Here is a 25,386-nt window from a genome sequence, read left to right on the forward strand (position 1 = left end):
GCGCTCGCGGACACGGCCTCAGGAGGTGGGGTGGGCCCCGACGGCCTGCCGGTAGGCGACGTGGCCGCCGAGCGCCCCGGTGATGCCCACCGCCGCCAGACCGGCCCACCCCCACAGTCGGCCCTTCGCGGGGCGGCCGCCGAGGCGTGCCCCCAGAGAGATCGCGTAGCAGCTGACGGCCGCCGCGTTGGCGACGGCGTGGGCGAGGCCCACCCTGGCCTGTTCGGGCGGCAGGTCGGCCCAGTCCGCCCAGCCGGCGATCGCGGCCGGGGCCACTCCCGCGAGGCCGACGGCCGTCAGGGTGGTGGCCGCCCGCCGCTCGCCGGGGACGACGTCCAGTACTGCGGCGGAGAGCCAGCATCCGACGGGCACCTGTACGAGGACCGGATGGAGGGGATGGCCCAGCGGCCGTCCCCTCAGCAGGTCCCGTACGTCACCCAACGGGAGGGAGCGGATCCCCCGCTGGAGGACACGGATCGCCGGGTCGGCCAGGGAGCTCCGTTCCAAGCGGTCCAGGGCCGTCAGCCACCATCCGGAAGCGGCGTTCAGGGCGGGGACGACGGTCGTGGGGCCGAGGGCTGTGGTGTTCATACAGGGCGCCTACCCGCCATCGGGCCGTGCCCCACGTCGCTGTCGGCCGAATGGGAGGCGCGATACCCGGCGCGTGTACCCGGTCCCCTGGTACGCAGCGCCGTCAGGACGGCAGGTCGAGGTCGGCCCAGACGGTCTTTCCGCGGCCGTTGGGACGGCTTCCCCAATGCCGGGTGAGGCGGTCGACGAGGAACAGGCCGTGACCGCCGACGGAGTCCGGCCGGTGCTCGCGGAGCCGGGGCCGGTCGGGGCTCGGGTCGGTGACGGCGATCTGCAGCACACCGTGATGGTGTGCCAGAGTCAGGCTCCGGACGCCGCCGGCGTGTTCGACGGCGTTGGAGAGCAGTTCCGCCGCGACCAGGACGGCGTCGTCGCCGTGGCCGGCCGGGCCGGCCGGGCTCCAGTCGGCCAGAGCCCGGCGCACCCACGCGATACCGGCACTGCATGCCGCCGGACCCGCTGTCGCGTGGAGGTCGAGTTCGCGGTGATGTGTGGCGGAGGGCGGTGGACCCATGGCCGTTCCTCGGGAGCCGATGGCCTGTAGTGCAACGCGCCTGCCCCCCGGTCCTCCGGCTACACGAGCGCGACGCAGACCGTTTACCCGGCCTCCTGCCGGACGGCCACCCGACAGGGGCGGGCTCACCCGCCCGGGCACCCTGGAACCCGAGGCGCTGTCCGCATCGGCCCTCGTCGAATGGCGCGCGGCCGTCCGTACGTCGCCTACGGCGTACGCGAGTGGCCCGTCCCGCCCCTGAGCGGAGGCGGCCCGTTCTCCGGTGCGGCGGTGTCGCGGTGGCCGCCCTGTCACACAGGTCCCCCGGCCTCGGCGACGGGCCCGGGCCGGCCCGGGCGGATGTCCGTGACCGGCATGCCGTACTCGGCGCACAGGCGCTCGGCCACGAGCGATCGGTGGCACGCCTCCGGGTTCCCCTCGACGCAGAACAGAGCGGTCACCGAGCCGCTCGGGAGTTCGGTGACGAGCGCGCCGAGGTCGAACGGGGCGAGGATCTCGCGGGTGTAGCGTTCGACGTATTCCGGCGCGAGCGCGATCCGGTTGCGCTTGCCCACGCCCTGGCGGTCGTCCTCGCGGTACTGCAGCCGACGCAGTTCGGTCGTCGGCGCCAGCCCTTTCACGTGCCGGTAGCCGACGCCCGCCGCAGCGAGAGCGCGCTGCAGCCGTGCCGCGTTCGCCCAGGCGTATTCGGCGCCCCGAACACCCCGCCGCTGGCGAAGATCGAGCAGTAGGGCCACTCCCCCGCACGCGAGTTCTTCGAGGAAGGCTCCGGCCGTGAATCCGTAGACGCCGATCGTCACGATGCGTCTCATCGCCGTGTCCCCTCGGCTGGTCAGCCACTGCCCTCATTCAAAGCATCGCCCCTGAATGCGTGAACGTCGCCTCGCTCCGTGTCAGCCCCGCGGTGACGGGGGTAGGCGCGTCAGGACGGAGCCGGTCGGTACCTCGCCGCCCGGTGGAGACCGTACGCGCACTGAAAGGGCGAGACATGACCGGTGACGAGCAGCGGAGCAGGGTGGCCGGCGAGATGCGGCAGAAGGCCGAGCAACTGGAACTGCAGGCGCAGCGGGCCGCCGATCCCGCGGAGCGGGAGCGGCTCATGGAGAAGGCCGTGCACCTGCGTGCGAAGTGCGAGGAGGTCGGAGGTCCGGAGAGCGCCACCATGGACCCCATGTAGACGCGGGGCCGGGCCGGGCGTGCCCGGTCAGGCCGCTGATCGTGCCGCGCCGGATCCGGTGACACGGCGCGCCCGGAGGTGCAGAATCGAGTCTGCGACACCGGGCGGGGGGCCCGGGCCGGGGGTGGGGGGACGGATGGGCCGGGCTTGGCGTTGGGGACTGACCCTGCTGGTGGCGGGTTTCGTCGTGTGGTACGCCTCCTACTACACGACGATCCTGGTCTGGGAGCTGCGCAAGCTCTTCGCCTGGTTCGCCCTGCCCCTGCTGGCCGTGGCGTGCTGTATCGGGGCCGGGCTGCTGGCCCGGTGGCTCCGACGGCGCGCGGGGCACCCCGACGCCGGGAACGCGGCCGTCGTCCTGGCGTGGTTGGGCACCGTCTCCGCCGTGGTGCTGGGCGTCGGCTGGCTGGTGTACGGGGCGTACCTCCAGGACCGCGCGTACATGGCCACCGCGCAGATCGTGACCGATCCGGTTCCCGCCCTCTCCGCCCGCTCCCCGTACGTGGTCGGCGAGGCTCAGGCCGCTCCGCACCTCGGCGACGTCACGGGCGAGATCGCCGACATCACCTACCTGCCCGACTCCGACCGCTTCGGCACCCTGGTGGAGCGGCGCGGCTGGCTCTCCGGGTACGAGGTGGGACTCGTCCAGGAGGTCCCGCTGGGCGGCAGCGGCCGGAGCCAGGTGCGCTGCCCCTTCGACCTGGAGGCGGCGGACGCGCGGATCAGCGGCTGGTTCACCCACAACCTGGGCCGCAAAATCTCGGGTTTGCAGCGGTGGGTACGTTTCGAGGCCGGCGACGCCTATGTGACCTGCTCCGACGGCACGCCGGTCGTGGTCGTCCCCCTCAAGCGCCAGACCGGGCTCTTCGTCGTGACGGAACGTCCCGCCGGTGTGGCGCTCTACGACGGCACGACCGGGAAGCTGACGGTGACCACCGACACGTCCGCGGTCCCCGGCCCGTCCTATCCGCTGAGCCTCGCCGCCCGCCAGCGGGAGGGCACGGCGGCGGTGGGCGGCTTCAGTGACTGGTGGTTCGAGCGCAGCGGCTGGGACGCCTCCGAGGACGGCGCCAACGAGGGCAACGAGTCCGAGTTCACCCTGCGGTACGGCGATGCGGCCGCGGGCGGGGCGGGAAGTGCCTACGTCACCCCCCTCACCCCCCAGGGTGAGGCCAGCTCGGTGGTGGCGGTCTCGACGGTGCCCACGCGGCACCGGGGCGGCACGCTCGCGCCGATGACCGTCCACCGTCTCGATCCGGCCTGGTCGTCGCCGAAGGCTCTCGTGGCGCTCATCAAGGCCGAGTACCGGGACGTCTGCTGCTACAACGACGATCAGGTGTTCGAGGTCGTCCCCTCCGGTGGCAGCACGTGGACGGCCACGGTCGGCAGCGAGCAGAACATCCGATTCCGCGTGGAGGGCAGAGGACCGGTCGACGGACGCGAGGCCACCTGCCTCAAGGCGGCGGACGGTGCGCTCATCCGGTGTGCGTACGCGGCGCCCGGATCGCCGGAGGAGCAGGAACTCAAACGCCGGGAACAGCAGAAGCAGCAGGAAGAAGCGACGAAGGGCCCGGGAGGGGCGCCGGGCGATCTCAAGGGACTGAGCGACGATCAACTGGCGGAACTGCAGCGCCGCTTGGGAGATGAGTTCCTCCGCCGCCTGAAGAGCGGCTGAGCCGGCCGGCTCCGCGACCCACCCACCCCGGCCCGTGCGGAGCGGACCCGGCGGGCGCCTCGCACGGGCGGTGTTTCCAGCCGCTTTGCCCGGGCAGGCGCCGACCGTCTCCGGAAAACCGGAAACCGCCCGAAAGGCCGACTCCACGACGGGAGAACCGCCGGGTTAGGAACGATCATGAAAGCGGCAGTGTACGAAGGACCCCGTTCGGTGACGGTCAAGGACGTTCCCGACGCCCGGATCGAGCATCCCTGCGACATCCTGGTCCGGATCACGACCACCAACATCTGCGGTTCCGATCTGCACATGTACGAGGGCAGGACGTCCTTCGAGACGGGCCGGTCCATGGGGCACGAGAACCTCGGCGAGGTCGTGGAGGTGGGCAAGGCCGTCAGCAAGGTCCAGGTGGGTGACTGGGTGGTCCTGCCGTTCAACATCGCCTGCGGCTTCTGCAAGCAGTGCGAGCAGGGCCTCACGAACTACTGCCTCACCATGCAGCCCAAGTCCGACCTGGCGGGCGCCGCCTACGGTTTCGCCGACATGGGCCCCTACCAGGGCGGCCAGGCGGAGCTGCTGCGCGTTCCGTACGGCGACTTCAACACCCTGCGCCTGGGTGAGGACGCCGCGGAGCGCCAGCTGGACTACGTGATGCTGGCCGACATCTTCCCCACCGGCTACCACGCCACGGAGATGGCGCAGGTGAAGCCCGGGGACCAGACGATCATCTACGGCGCCGGGCCGGTCGGCCTCATGGCCGCCTACTCGGCGATCCTCAAGGGAGCGGGCCGGGTGTGGGTGGCCGACCACCAGCCCGACCGGCTGCGGCTGGCGGAACAGATCGGCGCGATCCCGGTGAACACCGCCGAGCAGGATCCGGCGGAGGTCGTCAAGGAGGCCACCCTGGGGCTGGGTGCCGACAACGGATGCGAGTGCGTCGGCTACCAGGCACACGACCCGCAGGGCGAGGAGGACGCGAGCCTGACCATGAACGGACTGATCGACGCCGTGCGCTTCACCGGCAGCCTCGGGGTCGTCGGTGTGTTCCTTCCCGAGGACCCGGGTGGGGCCGAGGCCCAGGGACAGCTCGAAGCCCAGGGCAAGATCCCGATCGACTTCGGCATGCTGTGGTTCAAGGGGCAGCACATCGGTACCGGTCAGGCACCGGTCAAGCGGTACAACCGAGCCCTGCGCGACCTCGTGGCCGGCGGGAAGGCCGAGCCCGGCTTCGTCGTGTCCCATGAACTCGACCTCGACGAAGCCCCGGCGGCCTACGAGCACTTCGACAACCGCGACGACGGCTGGACCAAGGTCGTGCTGCACCCCGACGGCCGCGACGGATCGGGCGAGCGGCGTCAGGCGCACATGACGCTGGAGGACCTGCGCCGTCAGGCTTCCGAGCGAGGGATAGAGGGCCGTTCGCACATGAACAGGCGGCAGCTCGAAGCAGCCCTCGGACGGTGACGGGTGGCCGCGGTCATCGGCGGCCGCGGTGACCGGTGGCCGCGGTCTCGGTCGCCGAGGGCCGCGGTCTCGGGGGCCGAGGTCACCGGTGGCCGAGGGCTCGGTGGAGGTCGAGGAGGGCGTTGGAGACCACCTCGGTGGGCGCGGGGTGGATCCACAGCGGGGTCCGCGCGAGGTCGCCGGCAGTGATGCCACAGCTCATGGCGACCACCAGGGGCTGGATCAGGCTCGCGGCCTGCGGGCCCATGATGTGGGCGCCCAGCAGCAGTCCCGTACGGCGGTCCGCGAGCACCTTGCAGAAGCCCGTGCTGTCCTCCAGGGCCCAGCCGTAGGCGGTGTCCGCGAAGCGGCGCACGTGGACGGCGTAGTCGAGTCCCTCTTTCCGGCACTGCTGCTCGGTCCGCCCGACCTGCGCGATCTGGGGCCGGGTGAACACGGCGGCGGGGACGGCCCCGTGAGAGGTGCGGATGGGGTCGCCGGGGTGCAGGAGGTTGTGCGCCACCACGTGGGCCTCCCGGTTCGCCACGTGTTTGAGCGGAAAGGGGGTGCACACGTCGCCGAGGGCGAACACTCCCGGGGCGCCGGTCCGCTGAAAGGCGTCGACGGCCACCCGTCCGTCGTCGTGGAGCGGGACCCCCGCCCGGTCGGCGTCGATCAGGTCGCTGTTCGGCGTGCGCCCGACGGCGACGAGCAGGGTGTCCGCCTCGACGGCCGTGTCGTCGTCCAAGACCAGGCGCAGCCGTCCCGGCTCCCCCTCGACACGGGTCAGTGCGGTGCCCGTCCTCAGGTCGTAGCGGTCGGCGGCGATCGCGGTGTAGGCGGCGGCCACCGATTCGTCCTGCGCGGAGAGGAGGCTGTCCTCCTGCTCGATGACGGTGATGCGGCTGCCCGCGGCGTGGAAGACGTGCGCGAGCTCGGCCGCGACGTAGCCGCCGCCGAGCACCGCGAGGTGCCGCGGCGGCCGGTCCAGGCGCATGACCGTATCGGACGTCTCGTACGGCAGCCCGGAATCCCGCACGGGCGCGGGCACGTCCGGGCGGCTGCCGGCGGCGATGACGACCTGCTCGCCGCGGACGGTGACGGCGTCCGCGCCGTCACCGACCAGCAGCGTCCGGTCGCCGGTGAAACGGGCCCGGCCCTTGAGAACGTCGACGTTCGGGGCGTCACGCCGTCCGCGCTCCCCCTCCGCGGCCTCCCGGTCCAGACGTCCGAAGACCCGCTCCCGCACCGCGGGCCAGTCGACTCCGCCCAGCTCGGCCTGCACGCCGAACCGGCCGGCGTCACGGATGCCGTCGGTGAGGTCTGCGACGTGCACGAGCATCTTGCTCGGGATGCACCCGCGGTTCAGGCAGGTACCGCCGAAAGCGGCCTCTTCGACGAGGGCCACGTCCAGGTGGGAGAAGCGTTCGTCCACGATGGTGTTGCCGGATCCGGCCCCGACGATCACGAGGTCATAGGTGCGCATGCGGCGCAACGTACCCCCGGGCGGCCTCTCCACACGCACACGGCACGCGGCCGCCCCGTCCGGCGTCCGCCTCTACGGGACGGGCTTCGTGGTGGTCAGCGGCTCATGGGCAGTCGGGGGCCGTGGCCATGGTGGTGAGAGATGATCAGGACGGCACCGGTCCACGCGATCACCCCGCTCCAGGCCAGGAAATCCGAGCCGGCGAAGCTCCCTGCCAGAAGCATGATGAGCGCGGCCAGTAACAGCAAGGTCATGCCGATCCGACGCCCGGCCGCAGGCCATCTTGCCCCATGGGTCTGCGCGGGGACATCGTCGCAGTTCAGGTCGGCAAGCAACTGGTCCCAGATCGCCGTCTCTTGCGGCGTCAGTTCGTTCCCGGTCACGCCTTCGCCTCCCCTGCACACGGTCCTGGGGCGCACGTGCCCGGCAATCGGCGGACCATGTGCTCCGCGGACCGCGGCGGCGATGCCTTCGCCGGGCGGCGCGCCCGGATCACCCCGGCCAGTGCAGCCGGCCCAGGTGGATCAGACGGAGCTGGCCCAGCGCGGTACGGGTGGCTGCCGCCCAGTCGTCGCCCCGCACATCCCCCCGCATCGAGGCGGCGAGGAACGCCGAGGCCGTCATGAACATGTGGTCCACCAGGAGTCTCGACAGCATCGTCACGTCCGGCCGGGACCACCCCGCGCTGAGGGGATCCGCTCCGAGGGCCGTCTCTATCTCCTCGGCGAACACGTCCAGTTGTCCGGCGATGGCCTCCCGCACCGCCGCGACCCCGCCGTGGCGTTCGCGGACCAGGAAGCGGACGTGAGCCGGCCGCGAGCGCACCAGCTCGGCGACCAGGTGCACCGCGGCCTCTCCGCGGCGCTCGGGGTCACCGGTCGCGGCGAGGATGTCCCGCACCGTCACGTGCAGACTGACCAGCGCCTCCTCGACCAGCGCCGTCCCCAGCTCGTCCATATCCCGGAAGTGCCGGTAGAAGGCGGTGGGAGAGACACCCGCGGCCCGGGTCACCTCTCTGAGCCCGAGGCTCCCCAGACTGCGCTCCTCCAGCACCGACAGGGCCGCGTCGAGCAGGACACGGCGGGTGCGGCGGCGCTGGGTCTCACGGACCCCGGGGGAAGCACTCATGACGGGCAGTCAACCGCGTCACACTCGCGCGCCGCCAGCATGACCCGAACTGAACCGGGTAGTCAGTGAACAACTGTTACCGATTTGGAAGGACATCCCATGCTCTTCCTCGTAGCCGCTCTGCTGGTGCTCGGCGTCCTCCTCGGCGCCGTGGCCCACCTCCCCGTGCCCGTCAGCGCGGCAGCCGGTCTCGCCATCGCCCTGTGGCTCAGCCTCTTCGCCGCCCGCGAACGGCTGTCGGGCCGGCAGCGGGCCGCCCGCCTCCACCACGAGCGCGGAGGCCTGCGATGAGCCCGCACACCGAACCGCGCAATGCCGCCCGCGCCCGTGTCCGTGCCTCCACCCGCGACGCCGACGCGATGGCCGTCACCGGGTTCGTCCTCGGCCTGGTGGGACTGCTCGTGATGAACCTGGTGCTCGGCCCCGTCGCCGTGGTCCTCGGCGCGCTCGCGCTCCACCGCCGCACCACCCGGCCGGGCCGGGCTCAACTGGCCATCGCCCTGGGACTGACCGACGTACTCGTCCTCGCCTGCCTCGTCGCCGCGGACGGTACCTGGTCCTGGAGCCTGACCTGAACCGCCCTCACGGGTACCCGGGATGCGGAAACGGACCGGCGCCGACCCCGCTGTGGGGTCGGCGCCGGTCGTCGTCCGGTCCGGGGCGGCTCAACCGGGCCAGGTACCGGTGAGGCGCCGGGTGGCGACTGCTCCCGCACGGTCGACGGCAGCCTTGACGACGGCGAACACCGCCCCTTGCAGGGCTGCGGCGACCAGGACTTCCTGCCAGGTCCGGTGCTCGTCGGTGGCGTCGGGTGCGTCGTCGTCGTGACCGATCATCTTCCACGCCTGTTTGAAGGCAGCGGCGGCGATCAGGCCGCTGGTGGCGCCGAGCGCCAGGCCGACCGGCTTGTAGGCGATCTTGGAGGCCTTCACCGGCGCCTCCGGATGCGGCGCAGGAGCAGCAGGACGACGATCGCCGTAGCCGCGGCGGTCAGCGGGACGCGGTTGGTCCGCGCCACCGCCGCTGCCTGCTCGGCCTTCTCCAGCACCGGATCCGGTGTCCTCTCCGCGGCGAGCCGTCCGGCCCGGGCAGTTGTGCCGCGTACCCGGTCCGCCGCATGTGCAGCCGTGTCGAGAACCGGATCGGGTGTCCTGTCCTTCACCGTCTCGCCGACCTGCACGGCCTTGTCCCGAAGCTGGTCGGTCAGCCGGACGGCCCTCTCGGCGGCCTGGTCCTTGATCCCGGCCGCCTTCTCCTTCGCCTGCGCCTTGATGTCCGCCTTGGCCGCCAGCGCCTCTACGGTCCGGCCCAGCTCCTCGCGGGTGTGCTCGACCCGCTCGCTCAGCTCCTCGGGCGTGGGCGAGGGCTCCCTGTCGTCCTGGGAAGGGGTGTTCATCGGTGTACTGCCTCCTTGATCTCGGCCACATCGGCCTTGACGCTGTCCATGGCCTGCTGCGGTGCGGGGGCACCGGCCCGGGCCACCTGCTTCCTGCCGGCAGCGGCCATGACGGCCGCGACGGCCGCCGGCGCAGCGGCCGTGCGCATGCTGCGGTCACGGCCCGCCTACCCCGCGGGCAGCCGATCACCCGCGCGACGGCGGCGGGAGGCGCAGACGCAGACGTAGACGCAGACGTACGTAGCGGACGAACAGGCGGGGCACGGCGCGGACGAGCGCGGCAGCGACCATGCCGACGGCCGCGCCGACCGCGACATCGGAGGGGTAGTGCGCGCCGCTGTGGACCCGCTCGACGGCCACCATCACGGCCGGTACGCAGCATGCGGCGCCGGCCCAGGGCCAAGTGGGCGCCACGGCCGAGGTGAACCCCATGGCGGCGGCGGTATGCCCCGAGGGGAAGGAGGAACTGTCGGGACGGTCCTCGACGTCGTCGTGCGGAATCCATTCCCTGGGTGGTCGGCGCCGCTCGACGAGTTGTTTCGCCACACCGTTGGACAGCACCTCCGCGACCGCCATGGCGGTGACCCCGGCGGCGGCCGCCGCACGCCCCCGCCGGCCCCCGCCGACCGCCATGACCAGCGCGACCGCCCACCACAGCTTCGTGTGCTCGACCGCCTCCTCGACCGGCGGCAGGAGCTGCCGTGCCCAGGCGGAGTTCCACGCTGCCATCCGCCGGGTCAGCCGATGGTCGACGTTGCGCAGCGACGCCAGGACGTCCACGCTCCACCGCCTCTCTCCCGACGTGCCTCAGCCCAGCCGTCGGCGGTCCTCGTCACTCCACTTCCGGGTGTCCCGGGGCTCGACATAGGGCTCCTCGTCCTCGGGGTGGCCTCCGGCGATGGCGCGCTGGCGGACCATCTCGGCGTCGAACTCCAGGCCGAGGAGGATGGCCAGGTTGGTGATCCACAGCCAGATCAGGAACACGATGACGCCGGCGAGCGTGCCGTACGTCTTGTTGTACGAGCCGAAGTTCGCCACGTAAAAAGCAAAGCCCGCCGAGGCAATCATCCAGATCACCAGGGCCAGGAAACTCCCCGGCGTGATCCATTTGAATCCGCGGCCCTTGGCGTTCGGTGCCGCCCAGTACAAGATCGCAATCATGATGGTGACGAGCAGCACCAGGACCGGCCACTTCGCGATCGACCACACCGTCATCGCCGTGTCGCCGACCCCGAGAGCGGCACCCGCCTGCCGGGCGAGACCGCCGGTGAACACCACGATCAGGGCGCTGACCACGGCCAGGACCATCAGCGTGAGCGTCAGCGCCAGACGCAGCGGCAGGACCTTCCACGCCGGGCGGCCCTCCGGCATGTCGTAGACGGCGTTCGAGGTCCGGATGAACGCGGCGACGTACCCGGAAGCCGACCAGACGGCGACGGCCAGACCGACGAGCGCCACGAGGGACCCGATGCCGGCGTTGCCCTGCAGCTGCCGGACCGCATCGGTGATCACGTCGCGCGCCGAGCCGGGGGTCAGCTTCTGCAGGTTGTCCAGGACCTGCGCGGTCACCGACTCTCCTGCGATACCGAGCAGGGAGACCAGCACCAGCAGCGCCGGGAAGAGGGCCAGCACACCGTAGTAGGTGAGCGCTGCGGCTCGGTCGGCGAGCTCGTCGTCCTGGAACTCCTTCAGCGTGCCGCGCAGCACCGCTTTCCACGACCGCTTGGGCATCTGCGAGAGCTGGTCCGGGGCCCGCTCCTCGACCTGCCGGTCGGGGCCCACGTCGTCAGGCCCGGCCCTGGTGGGCTCGCGGGCGTCGTGCTGGGGGTTCGGTGTCCGTTTCATACCGGGCGGCTTTCCTCTCACGGCCGTCTCATGCACCACCCCCGGGAAAGCCGGGCCGGGCCGCCTCACCGGCGGGTTTATCCCGGCGACGGGCGGGACAGACGCCCACCAGGAGCCGTCCCGGACCGGCATGCTCCCTGACCGAGGTGAGTCACCGTGAAAGGTCCCATCCGCCTGTCGGAAGCCCTGCTCACCGCCCTGCAGCACCTGCGGGAGAAGCGGGAGATCAACACGGTGACCCTGCGCTGCTCGGATGCGCCGGACGTGCTGATTGCGGAGGCCGAGGGCAACTTGACCCATGAGGAGCTGGTGCAGGCGTTGCCGGTGGACGAGCCGCGCCTGGTCCTGCACGAGCTGGCCTTCGCCAGTCCGGAGGGCACGAGGAAGCACGCGCAGCTCCTGATCTTCTGGATGCCGCCCGCCGCCGGGGAGCAGGAGGACACCTACACGGCCGGGTTCACGGCGCTCAAGGAACATCTCACCGACGTTCGCGTCCACCTGACCGCGAGGCGCGCGAACCAGCTCGAATACCGAAGGCTGGTCTCCCTGGCCGGGTAGGGCTCCTCCTCTTCCTCCCGCCACCGCACTGTGCGCCTCCCGGCCCCGCACGGCCTGCCCCGCTCAGCGCCGTCCGCACATTCATCGCACCACCCGACCAGCGCGCCGACGGGAGCTGGTACCAGATTCCGACTGCCTCGGTTCGAGGGTCATGGACGCGCTGAAGCCGGGCAGGGGCGCTTGCAGGGGAAGGGCTCCCCGGATACGGCCGGGTACTGCCGGCCGGTGAGAGGAAGGACGCTTCATGTCGCAGGTCGAAGAATCGATCGAGGTCGATGTCCCCGTACGGACCGCGTACAACCAGTGGACGCAGTTCGAGTCGTTCCCGCACTTCATGGAGGGCGTGGAGCGCATTGACCAGCGCACCGACACCATGACGCACTGGGTCGCGAAGATCGGCGGGGTGACCAAGGAGTTCGAGGCGGAGATCACCGAGCAGATTCCCGACGAGCGCGTCGCCTGGACCACCCTGGGCGGCGACGTGAAGCAGGCCGGCGTCGTCACCTTCCACCACCTCGCCGACAACAGGACCAAGGTGATGCTGCAACTCGACTACGACCCGGCCGGCTTCGCGGAGAACGTCGGCGACAAGCTGGGCTTCGTCAAGCGGCGGATCACGGGCGACCTGAAGCGGTTCAAGGAGTACATCGAGGACCGCGGCAGTGAGACGGGTGCCTGGCGCGGCCAGGTCTGACGCCCGGATTCGCCTCTGGTTCATCCCCCGCCGCAAAGCCCGCCGTCGGCGTATCGAGGGTGCGATCCCGTGCCCTCCATACGCCGACGGCCACCCGCAGCCCGGTGCAGCAGAGCCCGCCGCTCTAGAAGGGAGGATCGTTGGGGCCCCGGTCGGCCTGCGCGGCCGCATCACGCCGTCGGCTGGCCGCATGCTGTTCGGCGAGGGAGGGCATTCCGGCGATGGCTTCAGCGGCGCGGCCATGCCGGATGAGCAGCTCGGCCACTTCCGACGGCCGCACCTCGGTGTCCGTTCGCAGCAGGGCGAGGGCCTCCTCAACGCGCCCCATCCCACCGAGGATCCACGCCTTGCTGACCGTTAGGCCGTAGATGTCCGGTGGCAGCGTCCCCGCGTAGGCGAGGGCCTCCTCGTACCGGTCGGCTTCGCCCAGCAGCCAGATCCGGTTCGAGCTGAACCAGGACGAGTGCTCCTCAACGAACTCAGCACTGCTCTCGTCGAGGAGCGCAAGTGCATCGTCGAGCCGGCCTGCCTCATGCAGCAGGTGAATGACGCCCTCGAAAAGGCAGCTATCGTGGTAATCGAACGTCGGGCGACCCACCTCAATGGCTTCCTCGAACCGACCTTGGCGGCCCAGCAGTTCGATCAGAGGCCAGCGGAACCGGTCCGGATACTCGGCGGCTGCGATGAAACGCCGCAGCACAGCCTCGGCCTCACCTGCCTGCCCGTCGTCTTCGAGTGCCCGCGCGTAGTACGCGAGCGTCTCGCCCGCACGCTCGCCGGTGCCCAGCACGCGCAGCTCCTCCACACGCCCATGGCGCCGCAGGAGCTCGGCGTAGGCGATCAGCGTGTTCTGAGCGATGAAGTGGCCGGCCGCGATATCCGCCCCAAGCATCCGTACGGCCTCATCGACCCGTCCCGCACGCTCCAGGACCTGGGCTTCGAGGTCCTGCGCGTTACTGAGGCTGAAATTCCATCGCTCCTGGCCGCGGGCGCTGCGGGCCCGCTGAGCTCGCGGCGCGATCAGCTCCAGGACCTGCTCATCACAGCCCTGGCCCTCTGTCAGCTCGACGAGAGTGGACAGAATCCACTCCCTGTCCAGATGCGGCCTGAGTACGATGATCGCTTCGTTCAGCCTGCCCGCCTTGGCCAGCAGTTCTGCGAAGTCGTGGCACACCGACTCCGAGGCGAGGCCTTCCTCGTCTGGACGGACGGCGTCCAGTGCCTGCTGCGCCCTCCCCGCCTTGAGCAGGACCTCGGCCCTCTCCCAGCGCGCCCGGTTCCACCCAGCCTCGATGAACGGCTCCAGCACGCCCAGGGCCCGCTCGACCTCGCCCGCCCGGGACAGCTCGCGAGCCGCCGCCTGGGCACAGAACCACTCCCCCAGCTCCGAAGCGGCAAGAACCAGCAGCTCCACCTCACCCCGCTCCACGAGCATGCTGACCAGGCGGGGAGATATCCCTCCGAGTGTCCGCGACTGCCATTCAAGATCGTCAATGTTCACGGGCCTGAGCGTACGGGCGACTACTGACAGGCATCATCGACAAGCTGCAAGGACGTGGCATGGCAGGGCCCGCCCGAGGGTGCACCACGGGCGGGCCCACTACGCGACGGCGCGCTACAGCACGCCGTCACGCATGTCGTCGTCCATCTCCTGCTCGCGTTCACGCGTGGGGTCCTGGCGGCCGCGCTCGTGGTTCGGGCGGCCCTGCCGGTCCTGCGGTTCGTCCTGGCCCGGGCGCCGGCGCTGCAGGTGCTCCTGCTCCTCGCGGCCCTTGCCCGGCTGCTGACGCTTGTCCTGCATACCGCTCATCACGCACTCCATCGAAAGCTGGGGGATGTTCCACCGCCTACGCTGCCACCAACAGTCACATACCGCACCATTTAGCCACGGAGCGCAATCGGCGGTGGTTCCTCAGCGCTCCGACGTCACGGTCAATGACGGCAGCGTCGACAGCCGGCTCGACGGGACCAGCCGCCTCACGAGCTGACCGCGCACCGAACTTCGCGCTGAGCGGCCTCCTCATGCTGCTGCTCTCACCGACGCACCGCAGCGGCGCACCCACCGCTACGGTGCGTCTGCGGGACCTGGGCTCGGCTGCTCCTGAGACGTGATCAGGCGGGGCCGAACTCACCGACGAGACGGGCCGGTTGCAGGCACTGCTTCAGGCGAGGGGGAGACCACGCGCACGGGTGAGCGCAGCCGTGGCGAGGAAGATGTCGGGCCACGCGGGCGGATGCCGGCGCGTCGCGTCGCGGCCTTCCTCATCAGCGTCTGTGACGTCCCGCCCGGCGGCCCCACCCCCGCAGGACGGCAGCTTCTCGGACCGCGACTTCGCACGGCGAACCGGACTCGTCCGCGTGCGCTGCCGCGGTGTCCGTGCTGAGATCGGTCGGGTGAAAGACCCCTTCGGCTGTGACGATCCGTCCTTGCTGGCGCTTGGCGCGCCGACAGGCCGCGCGGCTGCCCGCCGAGCCGTAGCCGCCCGCGCCACCGATCCTCAGGACTTGGCGCGGCTGCTGGACATACTCGGGCTGCTCCCGGCGCCTACGCCGGAACCGGTGGATGATCGCTTTGACCGATCCGTACGCCGGACGGGCTCACGGAGAGTCCGGGCAGACAGCCAGGTGTCTCTTCCGGATCTTGCCTGATCCGCCGGACACCCCCCTACGCCGTCTCCCGGGCGGCGGGCCGGATGGTGCGTGTGACGCTCACGACGACCCTGACGGTGAGTGGCCGTGCGGCATCGTGTTGGGCCAGGTAGGTGCTGACCGCCGCCTTGACGTCTGCGCGGACCCGTCGGGCCACGTCGACGACACGGTGGTCCTCGTCGAGGATGCAGCGAACCTCCAGGTGCCAAACGCCGTCCGGGGCGATCTCGCAGCGGACACCGGCCCCCACGGGGGCTCTGGCAGCCCCCGATCCGACAGCTTCGAACACGCGGCACGCTGCCAGCGCCAGCCGTTCGGCGAGTGCCGGCTGGAGTGCGACCACATCCCGAACGCCGAGGGCGGCTCGCGCCGCGGTCCGTTGGACACCCTCCCGCTCGGCGGTGGTCATCGGTCCCCCACCCCGGACCGGTCGTCGCTCGGTACGGGCGAGAGGTCCAGCACGGCGTTGATCTCCACGTGGACGGCGGTGACGGCCAGGCCGAGAACGTGCTCGGCACTGTGCAGCACGGCTTCGCGCAGTGCCTCGGCTCGTCCGCGCAGCGGCCGGTCGAGCGTTGCCGCCACCGTGATGGTGACGACGTGCGTCGCTGCGCCGCTCTCCGAGGCGGTGATGCGGCAGCTGGCGGCGCGAATGCCGGGGACGGTGTCGGCGGCCCTGCGCAGCACTTTCGCGGCGGCGCTCTCCGCGATGCGCAGGTCATGGTCGGGGTCGTCGAGGAGCAGCATGGGACCCAGCCGTACTTCGGTCCGTACCGCGTTGATGATGCGGGTGGCGAGGTGGTGGCCGTCGGGCTGTTCCTGCCCGCGCAGGGCGCGGGTGGCCCGGTCCAGGGCCGTGAGCCCTTCGATGGCCCCGCGGCAGTGGGGGCAGTGGCTGCTGTGCGGATCCGGCGCTCCGCCCGCGTCGCGTGCCCGTTGCCAGGCACGGCCGAGCGGACGCCCGCAGGGCAGAAGCTCTGCACCCGCCAGCAGCTCGGCTTCGGCAGGCAGAGGTGTTCCGGCCGGCACGGCGCCGCTGGTCGTGGACTCGTCGTCCGAGGCCGGGCGCGGTTCGTCTAGCGCCATGGACGCATCGCCTCCGTCAAAGCGCGTCGCGCGCGAAAGAGCCTGCCGCGCACGGTCTGTTCGCTGCTGCCCGTCACGTGGGCAATCTCGTCGTAGTGCAGGCCGTGCAGTTCCCGCAGGACCCAGCACACCCGAAGCTCGGGGCTCAGCTTTTGCAGGGCCGCCGTCAGGGCGGCCGTCGCCGCGTCGATCTCGGCCACGTGGGGTGGTGAGCTGTCCGAGCCCGTGGCGGCGGGTTCAGGGATGGCGTCCAAAGGGAGGGGACGTGTACGGCGGCGCAGGGTGCTGAGGCAGCGGTTCGTCACGATGCGGTACATCCAGGTGCCGAACGAAGCCGTGTGCTGGAACTCCGGCAGGCGTCGCCACGCACTGAGGAAGGCGTCCTGTACCGCGTCCTCGGCGTCCGTGCGGCTGCCGAGCAGATGCCGGGCGAGGGCGAGCATTCGGCTGCTGTGCCGGCGGACGAGGACGGCGAAGGCGTCCTCGTCCCCTTCCGCGGCCCGTACCGCCAGCAGGCCGTCATCCAGTGAGTCGGCAGCGTCGGCAGTGTCGGCCGTCTTGGGGGTGTTGGGGGTGTCCTGCTTCACGCCCACATCGCCGGCTCCGCGGATCGGCGGCGGGGCCCGGTGCGGGGGGAGGCCTACGGCGGGCTGGGGCGAGGTGCCCATCCGGTTGCTCATCGGCCGCTCGCTTCCTGCCGGAGGCGCCTGCCGCCGCCTCCGTACGTACTCCTCAAGCGTAGGCCGGTGCGGCGGGCCGCGTGAGGAATGTTCGCGCGGGGTGTCCAACAGATGAGGGCACCGCACCGGCGCCCCGGACGTACACCCTGGGGAGGTCCTCATGTCGGACATCAGCAGCCCCGCCTCGGGCGGGAGCGACTCACCGGCGGTGGGCAGGACCCTCACCGGCCGGACCGGCCCCGGCACGGCGCCCGAGACGCGGGGCCGTACGACCATCGCGGACAGTGTGGTCGAGAAGATCGCCGGCATGGCCACCCGTGAGGTACCGGGCATCCACAGCCTCGGCGGCGGCATGGCCCGCACGCTCGGCGCGGTGACCGACAAGGTCTCCGGCGGCCGCCCCAACGTCTCCCGCGGGGTGAAGGTCGAGGTGGGCGAACGCCAGGCCGCCGTCGACCTCGACGTCGTCGTGGAGTACGGCGTCCCCATCGTGGACATCTCCGCCGACGTCCGCACCAGCGTCATCACAGCCGTGGAAGGCATGACCGGCCTGGAGGTCGTCGAGGTCAACATCGCCGTCGCCGACGTCCACCTGCCCGACGAGGAAGACGACAACGACGAAGACGCAGGACGCGTGCAGTGACCTCCTCCACGCCAACCGACGGAAATTCAGGTGAGTGAAATGAGCGCAGCAACCACGGGCCTGCTGGCTGGAATGGCCCTGGGGTTCGCCGCATTCTTCGGCGGCTTCTGGGCGTTCCTGCTCGTGGCGTTCCTGGGCCTGGTGGGCCTGATCCTCGGCCGTATGCTGCAGGGCGACCTGGAGCTGTCCGACTTCACGCGTTCGCGGAACCGGCAATGACCTCGCACTCCGCAGCCGCCCTCCGTCAAGGCCCGGCCGGCTCAACCCGCCCGGTCCCGCCGGCGGCCGAACGCGGGGCCACGGTCATACCGGACAAGGTCGTCGCCCGCATCGCGGCCCGCGCCGCACAGGAGGCACTGGCCACCCTCCCGGCGGCCCCAGCCGCTCCGGCGGCACTGACGTCACCGCACGCTTCGGCCACCACGGGCGGCGGGGCCGCGCGGCTGCGGCTGGCCTTGGATTTGCCCTACCCGCTCGACCTGGCCGACGCCGCCCGCCACGTACAGCACCACGTCAGGGAGCGGGTGGCCCGTCTGACGGGGATGCACGTCACCGAAGTCACCCTCGCCATCGAGCACCTCGCTGCCGCCGACGGCCCGGAACACCGCCGCGTGCGGTGAGCCGCAGCCACCCGGGCCCGGGAAGGAGAGCCGGCATGGAACGCGACCACCACCCTTCGGCGGAGAAGGACCGAGTCCCAGCGGCGGACGGTGTCACTTCTCGCACGGTGGGACTGCCGACCGAACAGCCTCCGACGGCCGAACAGCCTCCGACGACCGGACCGCAGTCGATCTCCCGGCGGCTGTGGTCCGAGCGCCGGATCCCCGCCGCGCTCACGGCCCTGGCCGTCGCGGTCGCGGCCGGCACCCTTCTGGTCGACGTCATCAGGGTGCGGGCCGGCCAGCCGGCCGCAGCCTGGCGCAGGCACCTGGCCGACGAATTGGCCTCCCGCCCGCTGGACGACACCTTCATACAGGCCGGCGGCGCCGTCCTCGCCGCCCTGGGCCTCTGGCTCATCGTCCTGGCCCTGACCCCCGGCCTGCGCCACCGCCTGCCGCTCAAGACCCCCGGCGCCCAGATGCACGCCGTCCTGGACCGCAAGGCCGCGGAACTACGGATGCGTGATGCTGCGATGCGCGTCCCCGGGGTCAGCGCCGCGAGGGTCCGGTTCTCCCGGAAGCGCGCTACGGCGCGTGCGGACGTACGGTTCCGCGCCCCCGCGGACGTCCGGGCCGATGTGCGCACCTCGCTGCTGGAGGAACTCGACCGGCTCGCCCTCGCCCACCGTCCGTCCCTCCGAGTCCGGGTACGCCCGCGTCGGCCCTGAGCCGCCGTAAGGGCCGAGGGAAGAGGAGACCCCATGCACAGGAAATCCGCCATCAACCGAGTCCTGCTGGCCCTCACGGGCATCCTCATGCTGGGCACGGCTCTCCTGGTACTGGCGGGCGGCTTCGGCCTGTACCGGCACCTGCGCCTGACACCACCCGCGGGCTGGCCCCTCACCACCCCCCAGGACGTCCTGCTCGACGACGCCGACCGCACCCGCTGGACCGAGGAGATCTGGTGGTGGCCCACCGTGATCGCCGTGCTGGCCGTCGCCGTCCTGCTCGCCCTGTGGTGGCTGCTGGCACAACTGCACCGCACCCACCCGGGCGAGCTGTCGGTGGGAGACCCGGCGCTGGACGGCGTGGAACTGCGCGAAGGCGCCCTCAGCGACGCCATGGCCGCCGACGCCGGGCACCTGCCGGGGGTCCGGCGGGCACGGGCGCGCGTGGACGGCTCGTCCCGCCGCCCTGAAGCGCACATCGACCTCACCCTCACCCCCGACGCCGAGCCCGCCCAGGCCCTCCAGGCACTGTGCGACGGGCCGCTGAAACGCGCCCGCCGGACGGTGGGCCGGACCCTCCCCGCCACGACCAGGCTGCGGGCGACCCCGCACCAGCCCCACCGCGCCCAGTAGGAAGTGGCGCCGCCCTGCGGCGACCCAGCCGCGCCACGACCCATCCGGCCCGCGCGCCCCAGCCCGCGCGTCCTGCCGCTCAGGCGCTCTCGAGGCGTCTGAGCGCATGCATGGCCTCGTACTCGATACGTGCCAGATCGCCCATGACCGAGCCGGCCTCGGCGAGGTATTGGGCCTCGCCGGCTTCACCAGCCTCCTTGATCAATGCCGCTGCTTCCGTCCACAGGACGGCTGCCTCGGCGTACAACGTGTGGCCGGTACGCAGGTGGCTGCTGTCGAGCAGACCGGTGCATTCAGCGAGGAAGTCGCGGTAGAGGTTGCGGAACAGGGCACCGCCCGTGCCGGCCTTCTCCATCAGCAGAGCCGTTCGGGGCAGGTCCCGCTGAGGATTCTCGGTGCGCTGAAGCCAGGTACGTACCAGCCTGCCGGCCTTCTCGATGCCTCGGTGGCCCAGATTGGCGATGGGCGGGTTGAGGAAGGCCTCGGCGCAGGCGGCTATGGCCGGGATGATCTGTCCGTGCGGGGCGCGCATGTTCGTCGCGGCGGTGAGGGTGAAGGACCGGTGCTTGGCACTCATGGGACCGCGCGCGGCCCTCGCCCGGGCAAGGCTGGACAGGCTGGTGGAGACCGCTCCGCCTTGCTGCTCGGTGTCCACCAGGTAGGCGGAGCGGTCGTCGTAGCCGTACAGGGCGACGATGTGGCCGCCGAAGTGGACTTTCGAGCCGAAGTAGTCCAGGTGGTAGCTGTCGAGCTGGAGTCCTACGGGGTGGCCGGCGTCGATCGAGGCCGCCACCACGTCCCATGCCTTGCGCGGGGAGGTGGTCTCCTGGACCTGGAGTTGCAACCCGAGCCTGGCGGCCAGGTTTCGAGTGACCTCGAAGGGCCTGACCCGCCCTCCGAGGAAGGGGAACTCCATGTTCTTGCCGTCCCAGTAGAGGAAGGACAGGCCAGAGGCGAGACCGAACAGCATGGGCTCGGACAGGTCGATTCCCTGGTGCCGGAGCAGCAGCCCCAGTGCGGTCGTCTCACAGTGCTGCGTACCGCGGGCATCGATGCCTGTCACGGTGGTCATGCGATGCTCCCCTGGACGAAGGTGGACGGGCGGGCCATCGGTACATTCTTGCGCTGCCATGCTCGTCCACCCGTCGGCCGTGGGCTGCAGCCGGGGCGTGCTCCACCAGTTCCGGGACCATCGGCTCCCCGCCGCGCGAGTGGGTCCTCCGGCGTTCCTGCCCGAGCGCGATGGTCAGCCCAAGTCCGTGCCCGCGCCCCCGGTCGGGGGTTCCCGTACGGAAGCGCTGCGGGCCTTCCCTGAGCAGCGCGGCGGAGAGCCGGGCCCCCGGTCCCGTACGAGTATCCGCGCGCCCGCGGCGGGGTGCGCGCGGCCCGGGCGGGTGGGCGGTGGGGGGGCCGGGCGTCCGGCGAGGTCAACGTCGTTCGCCCTGCTCCCGAGGCGGCAGCGTTACGTGTGCAGGCGGCTGTTCGGGCCGTCCCGGTCGCCGGCTCCCTCGTCGTTGAACCAGTAGTCCCCGGCCGCCAGGTACCGGAAGGCGTAGGTGTTCTCGCCCGGCAGCTCGACGGTCACGGCGCGCTTGCCGTCCTGGCGGTCCTTGAGGGGATGGGCTCCGGGCTGCCAGTCGTTGAAGTCGCCCACCACACTCACCGGACCGGGCGGGACGTCCACGGGCAGGACGAAGGTGACTTCGGTGCGGTCCTTGCGCATCGTGCGTTCGAGCATGGGTGTACTCCTGACAACGAAGAGGATCCGGGATACCCGCTCATAGTGGGCGCCCTGCGCATCTGTCGCACGTCGGCTCCTCCCGCCGTCACTCTTGCACCACCGTGGCCGACGCTTCTCTCCGCACCCTTGTGAGCACCGAACGCACAGCCCCCTGCCTCTGGCCTGGCACGGCTGGCCAGCCGGTGGTACTCCATCAGCCCCCGGGGGACGTGAACACGCGCGGGCCGGGTGGCGAAGGACAGTGAAGAGCCCCGACCAGCCGGGGGGGGGGAGGGCTGGTCGGGGCCGGGCCCCGACCCGGCGGGGGGGTGCCGGGCGAAGCCGTCGAGGTGTGGAGCGGGAAGGGCGGTCGCCCACCCCACAGGTACGTGAACGGTCGACCGAACGGGAAAGTTTCCCCCGATAAGAGGTATACCCGTGTTCTCGGTCAGAAGGCGACGGGAACACGCCGTCCGACAGCGACTTCGCCCTACGCCGGCATCCTGCCCATAGGGCGGACGGCTCCGCCCGCATAGTCGGACCGTTCCGCCATTCGGGGCGCCTCTGCATGACGACGAGCTGCTGGGTAAACGCAGTACATGAACAATGCGATGATCTGGGTATTTCTGCTGGTCGGGGTGGCCATCGTGGCCTTCCTGCTGATCGCGTTCGCCCGGGGGCGGCGCATCCAGGCCCGCGACAGCGGCCCTCTTCACACGGATAAGCCCTCGGGCCGGGAGCCGGGCCCCGAACCGGACCCCGGGCCGGACCCCGGCTCCGGGGGCCGCCTCAAGCCGCACCAGCTCAAGGGGTACGGCAACTTCGACACCCGGCCCGGCCCCGAGGAGGACCGCTGAACGCCTTGCGCAGGGATCAGATACGGGCGACGTTGCCCGAGTAGATCCAGCCGTCCTTCACGCCGTAGGTCCGGTCGACCCAGTACCAGAGGTTGCCCTTCGAGTTGGTGCACTGCTTGGTGAAGTTGAGCCGGTTCGTCCGGTAGACGGTGTCGACGACCCGGCCGGTCTCGTAGTAGGTCGTGCGCACGGGCGCCGAGGACTGGGTGACGTACAGCTCGCCGCCCTGCTCCCGGCAGGTGATGGCGGCGGCCGAGGCCGGGGATGCGGCGCAGAGGGCTGCGGAGAGGGTCAGTCCGGCCGTGACGGCCAGGGCGGAGAGACGGCGTGCGGCGCTGACGCGCATGGTGCTCCTTCGTCTTCGCTTACAGGGAACAGCAAATGATCAAATGAATGGCATGGCTTGGTCAAATCGACTTCTGCGTATGCCTCTTGCCGCCCCATCGGCGACGGGCACGCGGCCGTGGGAACTTCGCCGGCGAGAAGACCGGACCGCGGCCGTCAGGGCAGGATCTCGACGAACCCGTCGGTCCCGTGCACGCGGATCCGCTGACCGTCTCTGATCAGGCGGGTGGCCCCCTCCACTCCGACCACCGTCGGCAGGCCGTACTCCCGGGCGATCACCGCGCCATGGGTCATCAGGCCCCCCACCTCGGTCACCAGGCCCGCGATCCCGACGAAGAGGGGCGACCAGCTGGGGTCGGTGAAGGCTGTGACCAGGATGTCGCCCGCTTCGAGATCGGCCTCCGCGATGTCGAGGACGACACGGGCCCGCCCCTCGACGGTCCCGGCCGAGACCGGTACGCCGACCAGCGCGCCCGGCGGCACGTCGTCCCGGCGGTACTCCCCGGTGAGGGCCTCACCGTCCGAGGTGAGCACCCGGGGCGGGGTGAGCGCGTGGTGCGCCCGGAACGCCTCCTCGCGCTGCTGGACGAGCTGCGGATCGACCGTCCCGTTCGAGCGCACCACCTCGTGGAGCTCCTGGAAGGTGAGGTGGAAGACGTCCTCCCGCTCGCTGAGCAGGCCCGCCCGTACCAGGCGCTCGGCCTCGCCCATAAGGGCCTGCTTGTAGAGGGAGTAGCGGCTGACGATGTCGTACTTGGGGTACTCCCGGTACCCGATGAAGGTGCGGACCCGGTCGATCATCCGCTTGGTCTCTTCGGCCTTCCGGTCCCCGTCCGCCTGGGTGCGCAGGCGTGCCAGCACGTCCTGCTCCTTCTGCCGCGCCCTCTGCCGCCCGAGCTCGAAACGCCGCTCGGCGGCGCCCGGTTCGAAGTTGCGTACGTTGTCCAGGATCGCGGGCACCAGCGCGCCGGGGCGTTCGCGCCAGCGCGGCCTGGTGATGTCGATCTCGCCGACGCAGCGCATGCCGTACCGGTCGAGGTAGGCCTCGATGGCGTCACGCGCCTCGGGCCCGCCGGTGAGCTTCGCGAGCTCCTCCAGGAAGTGGTCGTCGTCCTCGACGCCCCTGAGGAATGCCACGACTTCGGGCAGCGGGCGGACGACGTCCGCGACGTCGAGCAGCGCCAGTCCCATCTCCGAGGTGATGTTGTCGGGGGCGGACAGCGTCAGTGTGTCCGCGGCGTTCTTCTCGCCCAGCCACTCCCCCAGCTTGTCGTTGAGCCACCAGGTGGCCTCCATGCCCGCCGTGATCGCCTGCATGCTCAGTGGATCGCCGACGAAGCGCTTGTGCTCCTCGAACGCCTCCAGCAGGTAGTCGAAGAGCGCCGGTCCGCTCTTCGTCCTGATCTCGCGCTCCAGGGCCGCGAGGGAGGTCCGGCTGCGCTCGATCAGGCGGCCGACGACGGCCCGATCGGTCTCGATCGGGGCGGGCGCCGGGCCGGGCGGCGGCCCTGCGGGGTCCGGGTCGGGGAGCGGCGGTACGAAGTCCCCGCGGTCGAGGACGGTCTCCAGTGCGTCCCTGATCAGCGGATCGCCTTTCCCGAGGGCGTCCAGGAGGGCGGCGCGGCTCGTGGGCGATGCCAGCCGCTGTGTGACGTCCACGAACAGCCTGCCGCCGGCCTCGTGCATCGGCACCAGCGCGGTCAGCTGCCACATGGAGAACCCCAGCGGCTTCATGGGGTCGGTCATCATCTGCCCGTGGCCGACGGAGACATAGACGTGGTTGTCCCGGTCGCCGCTCTCCGGGACGGGGAAGAGCGTGGTGATCGGCCGGCTCTGCACGATCCGGAAGTCACCGTCCACCAGGCACCATTCGATGTCCTGCGGACACCCGAAATGCGCTTCGATCCGCCGCCCGAGCGCCACCAGCCGTACAGCCTGCGCATCCGTCAGTGCCGGCTCCTCCTGCCGCCGCGCTTCGATCGCCACCTCCTGCGTACCGCCTCCCGGCAGGGCGGTCACGGCGCGCTGCTTGGCGGAGATCGCACGCGAGACGACCTCACCGTCGCGCACCGTGAAGACGTCCGGGTTCACCAGGCCGGAGACCAGAGCCTCTCCGAGGCCGAAGCCTGCGTCCACGGTGGCGACCTTCCGGTGACCCGTGACCGGGTCGGCCGTGAAGAGGATGCCGGACGCGTCGGGGAAGACCATCCGCTGGACGACGACGGCCATGTGGACCGTGCGGTGATCGATACCGTGCCGGAGGCGGTAGGTCACGGCACGTTCCGTGAACAGTGAGGCCCAGCAACGGCTGATGTGCCGGAGGACCGCCGCCGGTCCCACGACGTTCAGATAGGTGTCCTGCTGGCCGGCGAAGGAGGCCGTCGGCATGTCCTCCGCCGTGGCGCTGGACCGTACGGCGTAGGCGGCGGCCCCTTCGCCGGACCGGGCGAGTGCTCGGGTGATCTCCGACGCGAGATCGTCCGGGACGGGAGCCGCTTCGACGGCCCGCCTGATCTGCGCGCTCAGCATGCGGATCGTTTCCCGGTCGCCCGGGGTGACGTGCGCCAACCGGTCGAGCAGACCGCCGACCGAGGGTGTCGTATCGATGATCCGCCGGAAGGCCTTCGTGGTCACGCAGAAGCCACCGGGCACGTGCACCCCCTCGATGCGCGACAGCGCACCCAGGTGTGCGGCCTTGCCGCCGACGATCGCGACCTGGGTCTCGTCCACCTGGTGAAAGTCCCACACGTACTGCTCGTTCACTGCGCTGCCTCCAAGGCGGTCAGGGCTCAGGTCGACGATTTTGCGCCCTGCCCCGGCCCTTGCGGCAAGCCCCCGGTCGCGCTATAAGTTGAGAGTGGCAAGGAGAGCGTTCTCCTTGCCTTTGTCGTTTCCGACGCCCCGTCAGCCGTGCGGCACCGGCACGGATCAGCCGGCAGCCT

At 71.1% G+C, this 25,386-nt stretch carries 32 protein-coding genes and 2 pseudogenes; 13 read left to right on the forward strand and 21 right to left on the reverse strand.

Going from position 1 to position 25,386, the window contains the following annotated elements; genetic code table 11:
• Positions 1-18: 18 nt before the first annotated feature.
• From NRK68_RS00975 to NRK68_RS00985, 3 genes are all read right to left on the reverse strand, one after another.
• Positions 19-591: a DUF2231 domain-containing protein gene (locus NRK68_RS00975; protein ID WP_183066151.1), complete on the reverse strand. Its 573-nt coding sequence runs from the start codon at positions 589-591 to the stop codon at positions 19-21.
• A gap of 103 nt (positions 592-694) precedes the next feature.
• Complete coding sequence (locus NRK68_RS00980; protein ID WP_183066150.1) at positions 695-1,105, reverse strand: ATP-binding protein; 411 nt, start codon at positions 1,103-1,105, stop codon at positions 695-697.
• 290 nt (positions 1,106-1,395) lie between these two features.
• Positions 1,396-1,917 carry a DUF488 domain-containing protein gene (locus NRK68_RS00985; protein WP_183066149.1) on the reverse strand — a complete coding sequence of 174 codons (522 nt, stop codon included), beginning with the start codon at positions 1,915-1,917 and terminating at the stop codon, positions 1,396-1,398.
• A gap of 176 nt (positions 1,918-2,093) precedes the next feature.
• Here NRK68_RS00985 and NRK68_RS00990 point away from each other — a divergent pair, with 176 nt between their 5' ends.
• The 3 genes from NRK68_RS00990 to NRK68_RS01000 all read left to right on the forward strand — a co-directional run bounded on the left by NRK68_RS00990 (position 2,094) and on the right by NRK68_RS01000 (position 5,418).
• Entirely contained in the window at positions 2,094-2,282 is a 189-nt protein-coding gene (locus tag NRK68_RS00990; protein WP_046776844.1) for a DUF6381 family protein, read from the forward strand.
• A gap of 136 nt (positions 2,283-2,418) precedes the next feature.
• Positions 2,419-3,957 carry a hypothetical protein gene (locus NRK68_RS00995; protein WP_183066148.1) on the forward strand — a complete coding sequence of 513 codons (1,539 nt, stop codon included), beginning with the start codon at positions 2,419-2,421 and terminating at the stop codon, positions 3,955-3,957.
• A 177-nt stretch (positions 3,958-4,134) separates the two neighbouring features.
• Entirely contained in the window at positions 4,135-5,418 is a 1,284-nt protein-coding gene (locus tag NRK68_RS01000; protein WP_257854449.1) for an alcohol dehydrogenase catalytic domain-containing protein, read from the forward strand.
• An 82-nt stretch (positions 5,419-5,500) separates the two neighbouring features.
• Here NRK68_RS01000 and NRK68_RS01005 read toward each other — a convergent pair whose 3' ends face one another.
• The 3 genes from NRK68_RS01005 to NRK68_RS01015 form a co-directional block, all read right to left on the reverse strand.
• The gene (locus NRK68_RS01005) at positions 5,501-6,883 is read right to left on the reverse strand and encodes a mycothione reductase (protein ID WP_257854451.1); all 1,383 of its coding nucleotides are present in this window, start codon (positions 6,881-6,883) and stop codon (positions 5,501-5,503) included.
• Between the two features lie 95 nt (positions 6,884-6,978).
• Positions 6,979-7,266, reverse strand: a complete 288-nt coding sequence (locus tag NRK68_RS01010) for a hypothetical protein (protein WP_183066145.1) — start codon at positions 7,264-7,266, stop codon at positions 6,979-6,981.
• Between the two features lie 109 nt (positions 7,267-7,375).
• Positions 7,376-8,011, reverse strand: a complete 636-nt coding sequence (locus NRK68_RS01015) for a TetR family transcriptional regulator (protein WP_257854456.1) — start codon at positions 8,009-8,011, stop codon at positions 7,376-7,378.
• 99 nt (positions 8,012-8,110) lie between these two features.
• Between NRK68_RS01015 and NRK68_RS01020 the strand changes: the two genes are divergently transcribed.
• Together NRK68_RS01020 and NRK68_RS01025 are read left to right on the forward strand one after the other, a co-directional pair.
• On the forward strand, positions 8,111-8,302 hold the full coding sequence (locus NRK68_RS01020) for a hypothetical protein (protein ID WP_257854457.1): 192 nt from the start codon (positions 8,111-8,113) through the stop codon (positions 8,300-8,302).
• Entirely contained in the window at positions 8,299-8,586 is a 288-nt protein-coding gene (locus NRK68_RS01025) for a DUF4190 domain-containing protein (protein ID WP_257854459.1), read from the forward strand. Before NRK68_RS01020 ends, NRK68_RS01025 begins: the two co-directional genes overlap by 4 nt.
• 90 nt (positions 8,587-8,676) lie before the next feature.
• Here the strand turns inward: NRK68_RS01025 and NRK68_RS01030 are convergent, their stop codons facing one another.
• From NRK68_RS01030 to NRK68_RS01050, 5 genes and pseudogenes are all read right to left on the reverse strand, one after another.
• On the reverse strand, positions 8,677-8,943 hold the full coding sequence (locus NRK68_RS01030; protein WP_183066141.1) for a DUF4235 domain-containing protein: 267 nt from the start codon (positions 8,941-8,943) through the stop codon (positions 8,677-8,679).
• Positions 8,940-9,407 carry a DUF3618 domain-containing protein gene (locus tag NRK68_RS01035; RefSeq protein WP_183066140.1) on the reverse strand — a complete coding sequence of 156 codons (468 nt, stop codon included), beginning with the start codon at positions 9,405-9,407 and terminating at the stop codon, positions 8,940-8,942. Before NRK68_RS01035 ends, NRK68_RS01030 begins: the two co-directional genes overlap by 4 nt.
• A pseudogene (locus NRK68_RS01040) lies at positions 9,404-9,544 on the reverse strand (phage holin family protein); the annotation flags it as partial. The pseudogene NRK68_RS01040 and the gene NRK68_RS01035, both read right to left, overlap by 4 nt.
• A gap of 49 nt (positions 9,545-9,593) precedes the next feature.
• Complete coding sequence (locus tag NRK68_RS01045; RefSeq protein ID WP_308296004.1) at positions 9,594-10,187, reverse strand: phosphatase PAP2 family protein; 594 nt, start codon at positions 10,185-10,187, stop codon at positions 9,594-9,596.
• 27 nt (positions 10,188-10,214) lie between these two features.
• Positions 10,215-11,252, reverse strand: a complete 1,038-nt coding sequence (locus NRK68_RS01050; protein ID WP_257854461.1) for a YihY/virulence factor BrkB family protein — start codon at positions 11,250-11,252, stop codon at positions 10,215-10,217.
• A 156-nt stretch (positions 11,253-11,408) separates the two neighbouring features.
• Here NRK68_RS01050 and NRK68_RS01055 point away from each other — a divergent pair, with 156 nt between their 5' ends.
• Both NRK68_RS01055 and NRK68_RS01060 read left to right on the forward strand, forming a co-directional pair.
• The gene (locus tag NRK68_RS01055; RefSeq protein WP_183066138.1) at positions 11,409-11,810 is read left to right on the forward strand and encodes a cofilin family protein; all 402 of its coding nucleotides are present in this window, start codon (positions 11,409-11,411) and stop codon (positions 11,808-11,810) included.
• Positions 11,811-12,054: 244 nt separating this feature from the next.
• Positions 12,055-12,504 (forward strand): SRPBCC family protein, encoded by a 450-nt coding sequence (locus NRK68_RS01060; protein ID WP_183066137.1) that lies wholly within the window; start codon positions 12,055-12,057, stop codon positions 12,502-12,504.
• Between the two features lie 124 nt (positions 12,505-12,628).
• Here NRK68_RS01060 and NRK68_RS01065 read toward each other — a convergent pair whose 3' ends face one another.
• The 5 genes from NRK68_RS01065 to NRK68_RS01085 form a co-directional block, all read right to left on the reverse strand.
• Positions 12,629-14,005, reverse strand: coding sequence for a tetratricopeptide repeat protein (locus NRK68_RS01065; RefSeq protein ID WP_257854463.1), 1,377 nt, complete (start codon positions 14,003-14,005; stop codon positions 12,629-12,631).
• A gap of 114 nt (positions 14,006-14,119) precedes the next feature.
• Positions 14,120-14,314: a hypothetical protein gene (locus tag NRK68_RS01070; protein ID WP_257854464.1), complete on the reverse strand. Its 195-nt coding sequence runs from the start codon at positions 14,312-14,314 to the stop codon at positions 14,120-14,122.
• 855 nt (positions 14,315-15,169) lie between these two features.
• Positions 15,170-15,562, reverse strand: a complete 393-nt coding sequence (locus NRK68_RS01075) for a hypothetical protein (RefSeq protein ID WP_183066135.1) — start codon at positions 15,560-15,562, stop codon at positions 15,170-15,172.
• Positions 15,559-16,239, reverse strand: coding sequence for an Asp23/Gls24 family envelope stress response protein (locus tag NRK68_RS01080; protein WP_183066134.1), 681 nt, complete (start codon positions 16,237-16,239; stop codon positions 15,559-15,561). Before NRK68_RS01080 ends, NRK68_RS01075 begins: the two co-directional genes overlap by 4 nt.
• Positions 16,230-16,826 (reverse strand): RNA polymerase sigma factor, encoded by a 597-nt coding sequence (locus NRK68_RS01085; protein WP_373023442.1) that lies wholly within the window; start codon positions 16,824-16,826, stop codon positions 16,230-16,232. Before NRK68_RS01085 ends, NRK68_RS01080 begins: the two co-directional genes overlap by 10 nt.
• 253 nt (positions 16,827-17,079) lie before the next feature.
• On the opposite strand from NRK68_RS01085, the gene NRK68_RS01090 reads away from it, so the two are divergent.
• From NRK68_RS01090 to amaP, 5 genes are read left to right on the forward strand one after another with little or no spacing between them, the layout of a single operon-like run.
• Positions 17,080-17,562 carry an Asp23/Gls24 family envelope stress response protein gene (locus tag NRK68_RS01090; RefSeq protein ID WP_183066133.1) on the forward strand — a complete coding sequence of 161 codons (483 nt, stop codon included), beginning with the start codon at positions 17,080-17,082 and terminating at the stop codon, positions 17,560-17,562.
• A gap of 39 nt (positions 17,563-17,601) precedes the next feature.
• Positions 17,602-17,781 (forward strand): hypothetical protein, encoded by a 180-nt coding sequence (locus tag NRK68_RS01095; RefSeq protein ID WP_046776834.1) that lies wholly within the window; start codon positions 17,602-17,604, stop codon positions 17,779-17,781.
• Positions 17,778-18,182 (forward strand): Asp23/Gls24 family envelope stress response protein, encoded by a 405-nt coding sequence (locus tag NRK68_RS01100; protein ID WP_183066132.1) that lies wholly within the window; start codon positions 17,778-17,780, stop codon positions 18,180-18,182. Before NRK68_RS01095 ends, NRK68_RS01100 begins: the two co-directional genes overlap by 4 nt.
• 35 nt (positions 18,183-18,217) lie before the next feature.
• Positions 18,218-18,889 (forward strand): DUF6286 domain-containing protein, encoded by a 672-nt coding sequence (locus tag NRK68_RS01105; RefSeq protein WP_257854466.1) that lies wholly within the window; start codon positions 18,218-18,220, stop codon positions 18,887-18,889.
• 33 nt (positions 18,890-18,922) lie between these two features.
• Positions 18,923-19,522, forward strand: coding sequence for an alkaline shock response membrane anchor protein AmaP (gene amaP, locus NRK68_RS01110; protein ID WP_257854467.1), 600 nt, complete (start codon positions 18,923-18,925; stop codon positions 19,520-19,522).
• Positions 19,523-19,601: 79 nt separating this feature from the next.
• Here amaP and NRK68_RS01115 read toward each other — a convergent pair whose 3' ends face one another.
• The 3 genes and pseudogenes from NRK68_RS01115 to NRK68_RS01125 all read right to left on the reverse strand — a co-directional run bounded on the left by NRK68_RS01115 (position 19,602) and on the right by NRK68_RS01125 (position 21,260).
• Entirely contained in the window at positions 19,602-20,594 is a 993-nt protein-coding gene (locus NRK68_RS01115) for a BtrH N-terminal domain-containing protein (protein WP_257854468.1), read from the reverse strand.
• Positions 20,548-20,888: pseudogene (locus NRK68_RS36880) on the reverse strand (ATP-binding protein); the annotation flags it as partial. The gene NRK68_RS01115 and the pseudogene NRK68_RS36880, both read right to left, overlap by 47 nt.
• Before the next feature lie 96 nt (positions 20,889-20,984).
• Positions 20,985-21,260: an isoamylase early set domain-containing protein gene (locus tag NRK68_RS01125; RefSeq protein WP_183066129.1), complete on the reverse strand. Its 276-nt coding sequence runs from the start codon at positions 21,258-21,260 to the stop codon at positions 20,985-20,987.
• A 593-nt stretch (positions 21,261-21,853) separates the two neighbouring features.
• Here NRK68_RS01125 and NRK68_RS01130 point away from each other — a divergent pair.
• Positions 21,854-22,099: a DUF6479 family protein gene (locus NRK68_RS01130; RefSeq protein WP_257854472.1), complete on the forward strand. Its 246-nt coding sequence runs from the start codon at positions 21,854-21,856 to the stop codon at positions 22,097-22,099.
• A gap of 16 nt (positions 22,100-22,115) precedes the next feature.
• Here NRK68_RS01130 and NRK68_RS01135 read toward each other — a convergent pair whose 3' ends face one another.
• Positions 22,116-22,445: a hypothetical protein gene (locus NRK68_RS01135; RefSeq protein WP_183066127.1), complete on the reverse strand. Its 330-nt coding sequence runs from the start codon at positions 22,443-22,445 to the stop codon at positions 22,116-22,118.
• Between the two features lie 155 nt (positions 22,446-22,600).
• Positions 22,601-25,207 (reverse strand): rifamycin-inactivating phosphotransferase, encoded by a 2,607-nt coding sequence (gene rph / locus NRK68_RS01140; protein WP_257854473.1) that lies wholly within the window; start codon positions 25,205-25,207, stop codon positions 22,601-22,603.
• Positions 25,208-25,386 lie beyond the last annotated feature (179 nt).

The organism is Streptomyces yangpuensis, assembly GCF_024666385.1.
GTDB lineage: Bacteria > Actinomycetota > Actinomycetes > Streptomycetales > Streptomycetaceae > Streptomyces > Streptomyces yangpuensis.

What these genes read in the sequence shown, in the direction of transcription:
- NRK68_RS01125 (WP_183066129.1), bottom strand. Translation starts at nt 21,260, where the DNA reads ATGCTCGAACGCACGATGCGCAAGGACCGCACCGAAGTCACCTTCGTC.
- NRK68_RS01035 (WP_183066140.1), bottom strand. Translation starts at nt 9,407, where the DNA reads ATGAACACCCCTTCCCAGGACGACAGGGAGCCCTCGCCCACGCCCGAG.
- NRK68_RS00985 (WP_183066149.1), bottom strand. Translation starts at nt 1,917, where the DNA reads ATGAGACGCATCGTGACGATCGGCGTCTACGGATTCACGGCCGGAGCC.
- NRK68_RS01060 (WP_183066137.1), top strand. Translation starts at nt 12,055, where the DNA reads ATGTCGCAGGTCGAAGAATCGATCGAGGTCGATGTCCCCGTACGGACC.
- NRK68_RS00980 (WP_183066150.1), bottom strand. Translation starts at nt 1,105, where the DNA reads ATGGGTCCACCGCCCTCCGCCACACATCACCGCGAACTCGACCTCCAC.
- NRK68_RS01005 (WP_257854451.1), bottom strand. Translation starts at nt 6,883, where the DNA reads ATGCGCACCTATGACCTCGTGATCGTCGGGGCCGGATCCGGCAACACC.
- NRK68_RS01000 (WP_257854449.1), top strand. Translation starts at nt 4,135, where the DNA reads ATGAAAGCGGCAGTGTACGAAGGACCCCGTTCGGTGACGGTCAAGGAC.
- NRK68_RS00995 (WP_183066148.1), top strand. Translation starts at nt 2,419, where the DNA reads ATGGGCCGGGCTTGGCGTTGGGGACTGACCCTGCTGGTGGCGGGTTTC.
- NRK68_RS01015 (WP_257854456.1), bottom strand. Translation starts at nt 8,011, where the DNA reads ATGAGTGCTTCCCCCGGGGTCCGTGAGACCCAGCGCCGCCGCACCCGC.
- NRK68_RS01075 (WP_183066135.1), bottom strand. Translation starts at nt 15,562, where the DNA reads ATGACCACCGCCGAGCGGGAGGGTGTCCAACGGACCGCGGCGCGAGCC.
- amaP (WP_257854467.1), top strand. Translation starts at nt 18,923, where the DNA reads ATGCACAGGAAATCCGCCATCAACCGAGTCCTGCTGGCCCTCACGGGC.
- NRK68_RS01130 (WP_257854472.1), top strand. Translation starts at nt 21,854, where the DNA reads ATGATCTGGGTATTTCTGCTGGTCGGGGTGGCCATCGTGGCCTTCCTG.
- NRK68_RS01080 (WP_183066134.1), bottom strand. Translation starts at nt 16,239, where the DNA reads ATGGCGCTAGACGAACCGCGCCCGGCCTCGGACGACGAGTCCACGACC.
- NRK68_RS01020 (WP_257854457.1), top strand. Translation starts at nt 8,111, where the DNA reads ATGCTCTTCCTCGTAGCCGCTCTGCTGGTGCTCGGCGTCCTCCTCGGC.
- NRK68_RS00990 (WP_046776844.1), top strand. Translation starts at nt 2,094, where the DNA reads ATGACCGGTGACGAGCAGCGGAGCAGGGTGGCCGGCGAGATGCGGCAG.
- NRK68_RS00975 (WP_183066151.1), bottom strand. Translation starts at nt 591, where the DNA reads ATGAACACCACAGCCCTCGGCCCCACGACCGTCGTCCCCGCCCTGAAC.
- NRK68_RS01090 (WP_183066133.1), top strand. Translation starts at nt 17,080, where the DNA reads ATGTCGGACATCAGCAGCCCCGCCTCGGGCGGGAGCGACTCACCGGCG.
- NRK68_RS01100 (WP_183066132.1), top strand. Translation starts at nt 17,778, where the DNA reads ATGACCTCGCACTCCGCAGCCGCCCTCCGTCAAGGCCCGGCCGGCTCA.
- NRK68_RS01115 (WP_257854468.1), bottom strand. Translation starts at nt 20,594, where the DNA reads ATGACCACCGTGACAGGCATCGATGCCCGCGGTACGCAGCACTGTGAG.
- NRK68_RS01135 (WP_183066127.1), bottom strand. Translation starts at nt 22,445, where the DNA reads ATGCGCGTCAGCGCCGCACGCCGTCTCTCCGCCCTGGCCGTCACGGCC.
- NRK68_RS01095 (WP_046776834.1), top strand. Translation starts at nt 17,602, where the DNA reads ATGAGCGCAGCAACCACGGGCCTGCTGGCTGGAATGGCCCTGGGGTTC.
- NRK68_RS01105 (WP_257854466.1), top strand. Translation starts at nt 18,218, where the DNA reads ATGGAACGCGACCACCACCCTTCGGCGGAGAAGGACCGAGTCCCAGCG.
- NRK68_RS01050 (WP_257854461.1), bottom strand. Translation starts at nt 11,252, where the DNA reads ATGAAACGGACACCGAACCCCCAGCACGACGCCCGCGAGCCCACCAGG.
- NRK68_RS01025 (WP_257854459.1), top strand. Translation starts at nt 8,299, where the DNA reads ATGAGCCCGCACACCGAACCGCGCAATGCCGCCCGCGCCCGTGTCCGT.
- NRK68_RS01070 (WP_257854464.1), bottom strand. Translation starts at nt 14,314, where the DNA reads ATGAGCGGTATGCAGGACAAGCGTCAGCAGCCGGGCAAGGGCCGCGAG.